Raw genomic sequence first — 11622 nt, 5'->3', positions numbered from 1 at the left:
GCGAACACCTCGGTCGGCAAGATGGAGGCCGCCATGGCGCTGGGCAGTTTCGCCATCGGCACCGGCGAGTTCGCCATCATGGGGCTGATGCCGGATATCGCCAGCAACCTGCAGTTGAGCGAACCGCAGGTTGGCCATGCGATCAGTGCCTACGCCTTGGGCGTAGTGGTCGGCGCGCCGGCGTTGGCGATTCTGGGTGCCAAGTTACTGCGCAAGCACATGCTGTTGTTGTTGATGGCGCTGTATGCGCTGGGCAACCTGGCCACAGCGTTTGCCCCGTCGTTCTCCGGCCTGGTGGCCTTCCGCTTCATCAGCGGCCTGCCCCATGGCGCGTATTTTGGCATCGCGGCGGTGGTGGCCTCGAGCATGGTGCCGAGCAACCAGCGCGCAGGCGCCGTGGCACGGGTGATGATGGGCCTGACCTTGGCCATGTTACTGGGCAATCCGGTGGCGACGGTGCTGGGCCAGTTGTTCGGTTGGCGCTCGGCATTCGTGCTGGTGGGGTTGATCGCCCTGGCTACTATCGCGCTGGTCTGGCGCTTTGTCCCACAACGTGATGATGAAGCGCGCAGCGATCCACGCAAGGAGCTGCAGGCGTTTCGCCTGCCGCAGGTGTGGATGGCCCTGGCGATTGCCTCGATCGGCTTTGCCGGGATGTTCTGCGTGTTCAGTTACCTGGCACCGACCATGCTCGAGGTGACCAAGGTAACCCCGCAGTGGATTCCCTTTGGCCTGGCGGCATTCGGCGTGGGCGGTATCGTCGGTAACGTCGTGGGCGGCAAGCTGTTCGACCGGCTGGGGTTCCGCGCGGTCGGGCTGGTGTTGATGTGGTCGACGGTGGTGCTGGTGTTCTTCACGTTTGCAGCGAGCTCGCTGTGGACGATCCTGCTGGGCATTGGCCTGGTCGGGACCATGATCGCCTTGGCGGCGCCGTTGCAGATCCGCTTGATGGATATCGCCCATGAAGCACCGAGCCTTGCGGCAGCGTCCAACCATGCCGCCTTCAACCTCGCCAATGCGCTGGGGCCGTTGTTTGGCGGGATGGCGATCAGCGCCGGGCTGGGCTGGACCAGTACCGGTTATATCGGCGCTGCAGCTGCGCTGGTTGGCCTTGGGGTGTATCTGGTCGCCCGGCGGATGAAGGGTGGCGCCTGAAAGCTGAGCGCCAGCTTCAGGATGTGTTCGGGGAGCACCGGCTTTGCCGGTGTTCGCCAAGCAACCCCCGCTTACAGGGTATGCGTCGCTTTCACCGGCAAACGCCCACTGGCGCGCTTGAGCGTCTCGCTCGGCAACTCTTCGAACAACTGCCGATAGCTGTCGGAAAATCGCCCCAGGTGCCAGAACGACCAACGCATTGCCACTTCAGCCACAGTCAGTTCGCCCCCACGCAGCAGGTCGCGCCGCGCGCCATTGAGCCTGCGCAAGCGTAACCAGTGCGCTGGCGGCATGTTGGTGAAAGCCTTGAAGGTCTGCTGCAACTGACGCACCGACACCCCGGCAACCTGAGCCAACTCCACCAGGTTGAGCGTTTCATCAGGACAGTCAGCGGCCCAGTCACTGACCCGGCGCATGACCGCCCGCGCCTCCCCGCGTCGACCTAGCGCATCACCCTGCAGTCGCTGGCTGGCGTTATCCAGAATGAACAGGCAGTCCTCAAGCAGCTGCTCGGCCAGTGCCCTGCCCTGCAACGGGCAATCGGCCTGGCCCAGGCGCGTCAGGGTGGCGCTCAGCCAACTGCCGAACAGCGCGTTCTGGACGCTGTCCAACGGCACCATGAACAACCCTTCCAGGCGTGCCACGTCGAGCCCATGTCCCTGCACAAAGCCACGGTCAAAGACCACTGCCACCTCGTGGTAATTCTCCGGGGTAATCCAGATATTGCGGCTCTCTTCGTTGAGCAGGTAGAGGCTGTTTTCGCTGCGGTCAAAGCAGAACGTCAGCGACCCGCTCGGGGCACTGAAGAACTGCTCCACGCGGGTATTCAAGCGCTCTTCGTAAACCTCCACGCCGTCAAGGCCAAGGCAGCGCAACTGGCCATTGAAATGGCCCGGCGACATTTGCCGATACTGCTGCTGCCAACCGGGGGTGGCACGCACTTGCTCGGAGACGTCGCTGGTGTGGAAAGCCTGCACTTGCGAGGCGTTGGGCGTTGTCACGCGAAATCCTTTATGCACTCTTTTGGTGCATTTACCGGCGAAAGAAGTGGATAGATCAACCCTGCGGGCTGCCCCCAAGATAGCCCGCAGTACGTCGCCTGGGAAGATTCCCTGAGCACATGTGCCATAAAACCCAACCAAGAGGTCTGTATGAACGCCCCCTTCGATCAGCTTTCCACCTGGCTGAAAGAACACCGCATCACCGAAGTCGAATGCGTGATCAGCGACCTGACCGGCATTGCCCGGGGCAAGATCGCGCCCACGGCCAAGTTCCTCCACGAGCGCGGCATGCGCTTGCCAGAGAGCGTCCTGCTGCAGACCGTTACCGGCGACTACGTCGATGACGACATCTACTACGACCTGCTCGACCCTGCCGATATCGACATGATCTGCCGCCCCGACCCGGCCGCGGTGTACCAGATTCCGTGGGCAATCGAACCGACCGCAATCGTCATCCACGACACCTTCGACAAACAGGGCAAGCCGATCGAGCTGTCACCGCGCAACGTGCTGAAGAAGGTCCTCAAGCTCTATGCCGACAAGGGCTGGCAGCCGATCGTCGCGCCGGAGATGGAGTTCTACCTGACCAAGCGCTGCGAAGACCCGGACCTGCCCCTGCAGGTACCCATGGGCCGCTCGGGGCGGGCCGAGAGCGGCCGGCAGTCATTTTCCATCGACGCTGCCAACGAGTTCGATCCGCTGTTCGAAGATGTCTACGACTGGTGCGAGATCCAGGGCCTGGACCTCGACACGCTGATCCATGAAGACGGCCCAGCGCAGATGGAGATCAACTTCCGCCACGGCGATGCGCTGGACCTGGCCGACCAGATCACCGTGTTCAAGCGCACCATGCGCGAAGCCGCGCTCAAGCACAACGTTGCCGCAACGTTCATGGCCAAGCCGATTACCGACGAACCCGGCAGCGCCATGCACCTGCACCAGAGCGTGATCGATATTGCCACCGGCAAGCCGATCTTCGCCAACGATGACGGCAGCATGAGCGAGCTGTTCCTGCACCACATCGGCGGCTTGCAGAAGTACATCCCCAAAGTGCTGCCAATGTTCGCGCCGAACGTCAACTCGTTCCGCCGCTTCCTGCCCGATACCTCGGCACCGGTCAACGTCGAGTGGGGCGAAGAAAACCGCACCGCAGGCTTGCGCGTGCCGACCTCGAGCCCGGAAGCGATGCGGGTCGAGAACCGCCTGCCGGGCGCGGACGCCAACCCTTACCTGGCGATTGCGGCGAGCCTGCTGTGCGGCTACCTGGGGATGGTCGACCGGATCGACCCGAGTGCGCCGGTCCAGGGCCGGGCCTACGAGCGGCGTAACCTGCGCCTGCCGATCACCATCGAGGACGCCCTGCAGCACATGGAAGACTGCGAAATCATTCAGCGCTACCTGGGCAAGCAGTTCGTCCAGGGCTACGTGGCGGTCAAACGCGCCGAACATGAAAACTTCAAACGGGTGATCAGTTCCTGGGAGCGTGAGTTCCTGATGCTCAGCGTCTGACCCCAAGCACTCGCGACAAGACCCCAGAAAAAATCCAACGAGGTGTCGACATGCGTCATTTGCAAGCCCTGATCCCCGCCGCATTTACCCTGCTGTTCGGCGCGACCGCCCAGGCCCAGCCGAGCGTCAGCGTGTACAACTGGACCGATTACATTGGTGAGACCACCCTGGCCGATTTTCAGGCCAGCAGCGGGATCAAGGTGGTCTATGACGTGTTCGACTCCAACGAAACCCTGGAGGGCAAGTTGCTGGCCGGCCGCACGGGCTACGACGTGGTGGTGCCTTCCAACCATTTCCTGGCGCGCCAGGCCAAGGCCGGCGCCTTTCTGCCTCTGGACCGTGACAAGCTGCCCAACTTCAAGCACCTCGACCCCAAGCTGCTCAAGCAACTGGAGCAGAACGACCCCGGCAACCAGTACGCGGTGCCCTACCTGTGGGGCACCAACGGCATCGGCTACAACGTCGACAAGGTCAAGGCTGCACTGGGCATCGACAAGATCGACTCCTGGGCGGTGTTGTTCGAACCCGAAAACCTGAAAAAGCTGCAACAGTGTGGGGTGGCCTTCATGGACTCGCCCGATGAGCTGTTCCCGGCGATGCTCAACTACCTGGGCATGGACCCGCGCAGCGAAAAAGCGGACGACTACAAGAAGGCCGAGGCGCAACTCTTGAAGCTGCGCCCCTACATCACCTACTTCCACTCGTCCAAGTACGTCTCTGACCTGGCCAACGGCGATGTCTGCGTCGCCTTCGGCTACTCCGGCGATGTATTCCAGGCGGCCAACCGCGCCGTGGAGGCAAACAACGGCGTGAAAATCGCCTACAGCATTCCCAAGGAGGGCAGCAACCTGTGGTTCGACCTGCTGGCCATTCCCAAGGATGCGAGCAACCCCGAGCAGGCCCTGGCCTTCATCAACTACCTGCTCGACCCGCAAGTGATTGCCAAGGTCAGCGCCACGGTCGGCTATGCCAATGCCAACCTGCAAGCCAAGGAGCACATGGACCCGGCCCTGGTGAACAACCCTGAGATCTATCCGCCCCAGCAAGTGCTGGACAAACTGTATGTCTCCAGCACCCCGAGCCCGGCGATCATGCGGGTCATGACGCGGTCCTGGAGCAAGATCAAATCCAACCGCTGAGGCGAGCACCAGCCATGTCCCTTGATACTCGACACACCGCCTCCTATTACGCTGCCACCGCGCGCGCGGCGGTGCGCTACCCTGCGCTGGAAGGCGACCTGAGCGCCGATGTCTGCGTGGTCGGCGGCGGCCTGACCGGGGTCAATACCGCCCTGGAGCTGGCCGAGCGCGGGCTTTCGGTGATTCTCCTGGAGGCCCGGCGCATTGGCTGGGGCGCCAGCGGGCGCAATGGCGGCCAGCTGATTCGCGGTATCGGCCATGACGTCACAGGCTTTGCCCGCTACGTCGGCCATGACGGCGTGCGCTACCTCAAGCAAGCCGGCCTCGACTCGGTCGAGTTGGTGCGTGAGCGCATCGCCCGCTACGACATCCAGTGCGATTTACGCTGGGGCTTCTGCGAGCTGGCCAACACTGCGGCACAGTTCGAGGCATTCAAGGCCGAGCAAGACGAACTGGCCAGCCTCGGCTATCGCCATGAAACCCGCCTGGTCGGCGCCGAACAGCTCCATCAAGTGGTGGCCAGCGATCAGTATGCCGGGGGCCTGGTGGACATGGGCTCGGGCCACTTGCACCCGCTCGACCTGGTCCAGGGCGAGGCACAGGCCGCGGCCGATCTGGGCGTACGCATTTTCGAAGAGAGTGCGGTACTGCGCATCGAGCATGGCAGCACGGTGACCCTGCACGGTGCCCACGGCAAGGTCCGCGCCAAGAGCCTGGTACTGGGTTGCAACGCCCACCTGGATGAACTGGAGCCGCGCCTCACCGGCAAGGTGCTCCCCGCGGGCAGTTACGTAGTGGCCACCGAGCCGCTGCCCGAGCCGCTGGCCAAGGCCCTGATCCCGCAGAACATGGCCCTGTGCGACCAGAAAGTCGGCCTCGATTACTACCGCCTGACTGCCGACCGTCGGCTGCTGTTTGGCGGCGCCTGCCACTACTCCGGGCGCGACCCGAAGGACATCGGCGCGTACATGTTGCCCAAGCTGCACAAGGTGTTTCCACAACTGGCCGAGGTGCGCCTCGACTACCAGTGGGGCGGGATGATCGGCATCACCGCCAACCGGTTTCCGCAGGTCGGGCGCCTTAACCAGCATGCCAACGTGTATTACGCCCAGGGCTACTCCGGCCATGGCCTGAACGTCACCCACTGGACCGCCAAACTGCTCGCCGAGGCTATCGCGGTTGGTCACAGCCAAGGGCTGGATGTGTTCAGTGCGGTACCGCACCTGACCTTCCCCGGCGGCAAGGCCCTGCGCTCGCCGCTGTTGGCACTGGGCATGCTCTGGTACCGGCTGCGGGAAGCGTTGGGCTAAGCCACTATCAGCGCGTTACAGAATGGCCTGCAGCCCTTTGTCCGCTATGACGTTGAGAAGTTTCAAGGCAGGCCCCGCAGGCCGTGTTTCGCCCTGCTCCCATTTGCGTACCGTGGAAGCACTGGTGTGCAAATGCAGGGCGAACACCGGCTGACTGAAGTTCAGCGTCTCGCGCAACCGACGGATATCCAGCGCACTGAAATCGCGAACTGCAGCGGGACAGATCGCTTCAAAGTCACGCAGGGTTATCTTGCTGACAGCACCCGCCGCTTCGAGGGCGGCGAGGTCTTCGCGCAAGGACTCAATCAATTTGCTGGTCACAGCACACCTCCATCAATACACCTGCCCTCAGCGCCTTTTGCAAATCAACTGCAGACAGTTCAAGAAATACTTTGCCGGCAAACTGCAACGCTTTTTGCTCACTCAAGCTGATAGACGCTTTGTCACTTTTGGCAAAACCGTACAAGAACACATAGCGCTTCCCAGTACGGGCCGCCAGCAGGGTTCGGTATCCTCCCCGCTTTCCACCTGCATTGGCTGCTATACGCTTCTTGAACAGGAACCCGCCAAGACTCGCATCAACCAAACCATTACACATCTCTTCGACCGCGCTACACAGCAAGGCGTCAGTCAGCATGACGCTGGCTTGCCATCGCGCGAAATCCTTGCGCTTGTAGACATCCATGACTCAACCACCCAAACCATACCCTTAACGGGCATAGTTTTCCATTTTTTCGCTGCGGCTGAACAGTCGGCTCATGGAGCATTATCGGTAGGAATACTCGACACACTGGCCAAGCGCTCGACACCTGCTAGCGTTGTGGGGGCCGTCCCCACTATGGATGCCTTCATCATGAAACCACTGCCGCGCGCCACTCTGCTGTGTGCTGCCCTGCTGGCCCTGGCCGCCTGCTCCAGCAACCGTGTCGATCCGAGCCAGTATTCCGGGTTTCTCAAGGACTACAGTCGGCTCAAGCCCGCTGAAAGCGTCTCCGGCCAGCCGGTGATGCGCTGGGTAGACCCTGGCATCAAAGCCAGTGACTATTCCCAGGTGTTCATCGAACCGAGCCAGTTCTACCCCAAGCCGCAACCGACGGCGGTGATCTCCGCACAAACCCTGCAGGCGATCACGCGTTACTTCAATGACGCCATGCGCCGTGAACTGGGCAGTGTGATGACCCTGGCCAAAGCGCCAGGGCCCAATACCATCGTGGTCCGCCCTGCCATCACGGCGGTGTCAACCCACACTGAGGGCCTCAAGCCGTATGAGGTGATCCCGATCGCACTGGTCGCCGCCGCAGTGAATACCGCCGCGGGAGGCCGCGACCAAGCCGTGGACATCGCCGTGGAGGCGGCTTTCCTGGACGGTGGTAACCAGAAGGTACTCGCCCAGGTCGTGCGCAAAGGCAGCGGCAAACAGCTGGAAAACGATACCCAGCAGTTGACCCTGGAAGACGTCAAGCCGGTGCTTGATGGTTGGGCCAGCGACATGCGCAAAAGCTTTGTGGCGTTGAAAGACAAGGCGCGCTGAGGCCAGCGCCATGGCATGACTGCGACCTGCCAGCACCAACTATCGCGGGTTCAATAGCGATGGTTGGTGCTGTTTAACGCGAGGCCGTTGATAGCCGATCAGGCAAAGAAGCTGTAGAAGATTGCCGACAGGGTAATTAGCCCTACCAGCGTCACGAACACATTCGACAACGTGCCCGAGTACTTACGCAACGACGGCACTTTGCGCACCGCGTACATCGGCATCAGGAACAACAGGCAAGCAATCACCGGTCCGCCCATGCTCTCGATCAGGCGCAGGATGCTCGGGTTGAGTGTCGCCACGATCCAGCACGCTACCACCATGAATGATGCAGTAACCCGTTCCAGGCGTTTGCCCGGCCAGGCCTTGCCACGCCCACGCAGGCTCTTGACGATCAGGCCCTGGAAGCCTTCGCTGGCACCGATGTAGTGACCGAGGAACGACTTGGTAATCGCCACCAGCGCAATAAGTGGCGCCACGAAGGCTATCACCGGCGTCTGGAAGTGGTTGGCCAGGTACGACAGGACGGAAATGTTCTGCGCCTTGGCCGCAGCAAGGTCGGCCGGGCTCAGCGCCAGTACGCAACTGAAGCAGAAGAACATCACCGTGACAACCATCATCAAGTGGGCAACACTCAGGGTGCGGCCGCTCTTGCGGTCAGCATCTGCGCCGTAGCGGTGCTTCTGGTCGACAGCGAATGCCGAGATGATCGGCGAATGGTTGAACGAGAACACCATGACCGGAATCGCCAACCACAAGGTCAGCAGCAGCTTCGAGGCACTGATGCCTTCGTTGGCCTGGGCCAGGAAAGCACCATTCCAGTTGGGAATCAGGCTCACGGCCAGCAACAGTAGCGAAGCGACGAAGGGATAGACCAGCACGCTCATGGCCTTGACGATGATCTGCTGACCGCAACGCACGATGACCATCAGCCCGCAGATCAGCAGCAATGCCAGCAAGGCGCGCGGCGGTGCAGCCAGGTGCAGCTGGTTTTCGAGGAAGCTGGTGAGGGTATTGGTCAGGGCAACGCTGTACACCAGCAGAATCGGGAAGATGGCCAGGAAGTAGAGCAAGGTGATCAGCTTGCCCGCACCCGTGCCGAAATGCTCCTCGACCACTTCGGTGATGTCTTCATTGCCGCCTTTGCGGCCAGACAGAACGAAACGGGTCAACGCCCGGTGCGCGTAGAAGGTCATCGGAAACGCCAGCAAGGCCAGGATCAGCAGTGGCCAGAAGCCGCCTACCCCGGCGTTGATCGGCAGGAACAACGTCCCTGCGCCGATCGCCGTGCCATACAGGCCCAGGGCCCAAGTAGTGTCGTGGCGGTTCCAGGTGGTCGAGCCGGTCGGCAACGCCGCGGCAGCCGAATCCGCACGAACAGTCGTGGTGCTGTGTACATCGGTCATCAAATATCGCCTTTTTAGTTGTTTTTGTCGCTGGTACAGCGGGTACTGCGGGTGCTTGCGCAGGCGCGGGATTACCCGCACCTGAAGGGAATGCTTGCTCGGTAACTCAGCACTCGACAAACGCAACGGCAAGGCCGCCGCGCGAGGTTTCCTTGTAGTTGGCGTGCATGTCGGCGCCGGTATCTCGCATGGTGCGGATAACCCGGTCCAACGAGATGAAGTGTTCGCCGTCACCGCGCAGCGCCATCTGCACAGCGTTGATGGCCTTGACCGCCGCAATCGCGTTGCGCTCGATGCACGGCACCTGAACCAGCCCGCCAACCGGGTCGCAGGTCAGGCCGAGGTTATGTTCCAGGGCAATTTCTGCGGCATTTTCCAACTGCGGCGGGGTCGCCCCGAGTACTTCGGCAAGCCCGGCCGCCGCCATCGAGCAGGCCGAACCCACTTCACCCTGGCAGCCAACTTCCGCGCCGGAGATCGACGCGTTCTTCTTGCACAGGATGCCCACCGATGCGGCAGCCAGCAGGAACGCGACCACGTCGTCGTCGCAGGCCTCGGGGTTGAACTTCATGTAGTAATGCAGCACTGCGGGGATGATCCCCGCCGCCCCATTGGTCGGTGCGGTGACCATGCGCCCGCCAGCGGCATTTTCTTCGTTGACCGCCAGCGCAAACAGGTTGACCCACTCCATGGCGCTCAAGGTCGAACCGATCACGTTGGGCTTGCCCACCTCTTGCAGGCTGCGATGCAGGCGAGCGGCGCGGCGCTTGACCTTGAGCCCACCCGGCAGAATGCCTTCGTTGCGCAGACCGTTGTCGACGCATTCGCGCATCGCCGCCCAGATCTTCAGCAGGCCGTCACGAATCTCGGCCTCACTGCGCCAGGCGCGCTCGTTGGCCATCATCAACTGGCTGACGCTCAGCCCATACACCTTGCACAACTCAAGCAGTTCAGCAGCGCTGGAGAACTCGTACGGCAGGCTGGCCTGATCGCCGCCAGCCTGCGGCGCATCGATCTCGGCTTGTTCGACGATGAAGCCACCACCCACGGAATAGTAGGTCTGACTGAACAGGCTGCCCTGCCCGTCCAAGGCCTCGAGGGTCATGGCATTGGGGTGGTACGCCAGGTTCTCGTTCAGAAAGAGCATGTCGCGGGTGTAGTTGAAATCGATCGGCTGGCGGCCGTCGAGCATCAGGCACTGCTCCTGCATGAGCTGATCAATGCGTGGCTCGATGGTGTGCGGGTCGATGCGGTCTGGCCATTGCCCCATCAAGCCCAGCAAACAGGCGCGGTCTGTCGCATGGCCGATCCCGGTGGCAGACAGCGAGCCATACAGGCGGACCTCGACACGGGTTACCCGCGCCAGCAAGCCATCCTCACCCAGGGCCTGGGCGAATGTCGCAGCAGCACGCATCGGCCCCACGGTGTGGGAGCTTGACGGCCCGATGCCGATCTTGAAGAGGTCAAAAACACTGATAGCCATACTAATGCCTGGCCATGGCGCGCTGTCATGCCGCGACACGGCTCTCTGGGAAAATTGAACGGTACTGCAACTTTGCGAGATACTGCGCCGTACCCCCATCGTTGACCAACGAATTCTCCTAAGCAAGCCTTTAGCAGGACTAAACAATGAGAAAGCAGCTCACGGGCCAGATGTTTGTCTGGCTGCATGTGTTCTCCTGTGCGGCGCGGCATTTGTCGTTTACCCGCTGCGCCGAAGAGCTGCACATCACCCCAGGCGCGGTCAGTCAGCAAATGCGTCAACTGGAAGAGCGTCTGGGCTATCGCCTGTTCCAACGCAAGGCACGCGGTGTCGAGCTGTCTGCCGAGGGTCAGCGCCTGGCACAAACGGTAGCCGACGCCTACGGCAGCATCGAAGCGGAGCTGCTGCGGCTGGACGCCGGCGAAATCCGCGGCACCTTGCGGGTGCGCTCGATCCCCTCGTTTCTGGCCAAGTGGCTGACGCCGCGGTTACCGCGCTTCCAGCAACGCTATCCGGATATCGAGCTGCGCCTGGTGGCCGAAGACAGTAACCAGGCGCTGCACCCGGACGATTTCGACCTGGCCATCGACCTCAACGACGGTAGCTATCCCGGGATGCTGTCGACGCCGTTGCTGGACGAGCAGATCTTTCCGGTCTGCTCAGCGTCCCTGCTGCGCGGACGCCCGCCCCTGCATGGGCCGGCCGACCTGGTGCACTACCCGTTGCTGCACGACATCACCGCCTGGCGCGGTAGCTCGGAGTACGCTGAGTGGGAGTTCTACCTGGAAGGCATTGGTGCGGGGAATCTGGATGTGCGGCGCGGGCATACCTTCAACCGTAATCACCTGACCATCGAAGCGGCGATCGCCGGTGTGGGTGTGGCGATTGCCCGGCGCACGCTACTCAACGACGAACTGGAGCGCGGGGCCTTGATCGTGCCGTTCGGGGTGCCGATCGCCAACCATAAACGCTACGTGCTGCATTATCCGCCGGGCGGGCTGACCCAGCCGGGTGCGCGTGCGGTGCATGACTGGCTGGTAGAGGAGGCACAGGTATTTCGGGCGTTGCATCCATTTGGCAACGTTTGA

The 11622-nt window shown here is 62.0% G+C and carries 11 protein-coding genes; 6 read left to right on the top strand and 5 right to left on the bottom strand.

The window, feature by feature from the left end; all coding sequences use genetic code 11:
* The first annotated feature begins 21 nt into the window (after positions 1-21).
* Positions 22-1155, top strand: a complete 1134-nt coding sequence (locus J3B00_RS14685) for an MFS transporter (protein ID WP_209874874.1) — start codon at positions 22-24, stop codon at positions 1153-1155.
* 71 nt (positions 1156-1226) lie between these two features.
* Here J3B00_RS14685 and J3B00_RS14680 read toward each other — a convergent pair whose 3' ends face one another.
* A complete protein-coding gene (locus J3B00_RS14680) occupies positions 1227-2156 on the bottom strand; it encodes a helix-turn-helix domain-containing protein (RefSeq protein ID WP_209868193.1) in 930 nt (309 codons plus the stop codon).
* 150 nt (positions 2157-2306) lie between these two features.
* Here J3B00_RS14680 and J3B00_RS14675 point away from each other — a divergent pair, with 150 nt between their 5' ends.
* Genes J3B00_RS14675 through J3B00_RS14665 form a run of 3 tightly spaced genes read left to right on the top strand, consistent with a single transcriptional unit; the run spans position 2307 to position 6114 of the window.
* Positions 2307-3665, top strand: coding sequence for a glutamine synthetase family protein (locus tag J3B00_RS14675; RefSeq protein WP_209868192.1), 1359 nt, complete (start codon positions 2307-2309; stop codon positions 3663-3665).
* 50 nt (positions 3666-3715) lie between these two features.
* Positions 3716-4804: a polyamine ABC transporter substrate-binding protein gene (locus J3B00_RS14670; protein ID WP_209868191.1), complete on the top strand. Its 1089-nt coding sequence runs from the start codon at positions 3716-3718 to the stop codon at positions 4802-4804.
* A 14-nt stretch (positions 4805-4818) separates the two neighbouring features.
* Complete coding sequence (locus tag J3B00_RS14665; protein WP_209868190.1) at positions 4819-6114, top strand: FAD-binding oxidoreductase; 1296 nt, start codon at positions 4819-4821, stop codon at positions 6112-6114.
* A gap of 15 nt (positions 6115-6129) precedes the next feature.
* Here J3B00_RS14665 and J3B00_RS14660 read toward each other — a convergent pair whose 3' ends face one another.
* Positions 6130-6435, bottom strand: a complete 306-nt coding sequence (locus tag J3B00_RS14660) for a helix-turn-helix domain-containing protein (protein WP_209868189.1) — start codon at positions 6433-6435, stop codon at positions 6130-6132.
* Positions 6416-6799 carry a type II toxin-antitoxin system RelE/ParE family toxin gene (locus J3B00_RS14655; RefSeq protein ID WP_209868188.1) on the bottom strand — a complete coding sequence of 128 codons (384 nt, stop codon included), beginning with the start codon at positions 6797-6799 and terminating at the stop codon, positions 6416-6418. Before J3B00_RS14655 ends, J3B00_RS14660 begins: the two co-directional genes overlap by 20 nt.
* Before the next feature lie 168 nt (positions 6800-6967).
* On the opposite strand from J3B00_RS14655, the gene J3B00_RS14650 reads away from it, so the two are divergent.
* On the top strand, positions 6968-7645 hold the full coding sequence (locus J3B00_RS14650) for a DUF3313 domain-containing protein (protein ID WP_209868187.1): 678 nt from the start codon (positions 6968-6970) through the stop codon (positions 7643-7645).
* 98 nt (positions 7646-7743) lie between these two features.
* Here the strand turns inward: J3B00_RS14650 and J3B00_RS14645 are convergent, their stop codons facing one another.
* Together J3B00_RS14645 and J3B00_RS14640 are read right to left on the bottom strand one after the other, a co-directional pair.
* Entirely contained in the window at positions 7744-9051 is a 1308-nt protein-coding gene (locus J3B00_RS14645; protein WP_209868186.1) for a serine/threonine transporter, read from the bottom strand.
* 106 nt (positions 9052-9157) lie between these two features.
* On the bottom strand, positions 9158-10534 hold the full coding sequence (locus J3B00_RS14640) for an L-serine ammonia-lyase (protein WP_209868185.1): 1377 nt from the start codon (positions 10532-10534) through the stop codon (positions 9158-9160).
* A 146-nt stretch (positions 10535-10680) separates the two neighbouring features.
* Here J3B00_RS14640 and J3B00_RS14635 point away from each other — a divergent pair, with 146 nt between their 5' ends.
* Positions 10681-11622, top strand: coding sequence for a LysR substrate-binding domain-containing protein (locus J3B00_RS14635; RefSeq protein ID WP_209868184.1), 942 nt, complete (start codon positions 10681-10683; stop codon positions 11620-11622).

The sequence above is a fragment of the Pseudomonas sp. BP8 genome, from assembly GCF_017875955.1.
Classification (GTDB): domain Bacteria; phylum Pseudomonadota; class Gammaproteobacteria; order Pseudomonadales; family Pseudomonadaceae; genus Aquipseudomonas.
Note: the sequence above shows the minus strand (reverse complement) of the source record. Positions and strands in the feature narration are given on the sequence as shown.

Excerpts from the sequence above, each read along its gene's own strand:
- J3B00_RS14685 (WP_209874874.1), top strand. The coding sequence starts at position 22 with ATGGAGGCCGCCATGGCGCTGGGCAGTTTCGCCATCGGCACCGGCGAG.
- J3B00_RS14675 (WP_209868192.1), top strand. The coding sequence starts at position 2,307 with ATGAACGCCCCCTTCGATCAGCTTTCCACCTGGCTGAAAGAACACCGC.
- J3B00_RS14670 (WP_209868191.1), top strand. The coding sequence starts at position 3,716 with ATGCGTCATTTGCAAGCCCTGATCCCCGCCGCATTTACCCTGCTGTTC.
- J3B00_RS14665 (WP_209868190.1), top strand. The coding sequence starts at position 4,819 with ATGTCCCTTGATACTCGACACACCGCCTCCTATTACGCTGCCACCGCG.
- J3B00_RS14655 (WP_209868188.1), bottom strand. The coding sequence starts at position 6,799 with ATGGATGTCTACAAGCGCAAGGATTTCGCGCGATGGCAAGCCAGCGTC.
- J3B00_RS14650 (WP_209868187.1), top strand. The coding sequence starts at position 6,968 with ATGAAACCACTGCCGCGCGCCACTCTGCTGTGTGCTGCCCTGCTGGCC.
- J3B00_RS14645 (WP_209868186.1), bottom strand. The coding sequence starts at position 9,051 with ATGACCGATGTACACAGCACCACGACTGTTCGTGCGGATTCGGCTGCC.
- J3B00_RS14640 (WP_209868185.1), bottom strand. The coding sequence starts at position 10,534 with ATGGCTATCAGTGTTTTTGACCTCTTCAAGATCGGCATCGGGCCGTCA.
- J3B00_RS14635 (WP_209868184.1), top strand. The coding sequence starts at position 10,681 with ATGAGAAAGCAGCTCACGGGCCAGATGTTTGTCTGGCTGCATGTGTTC.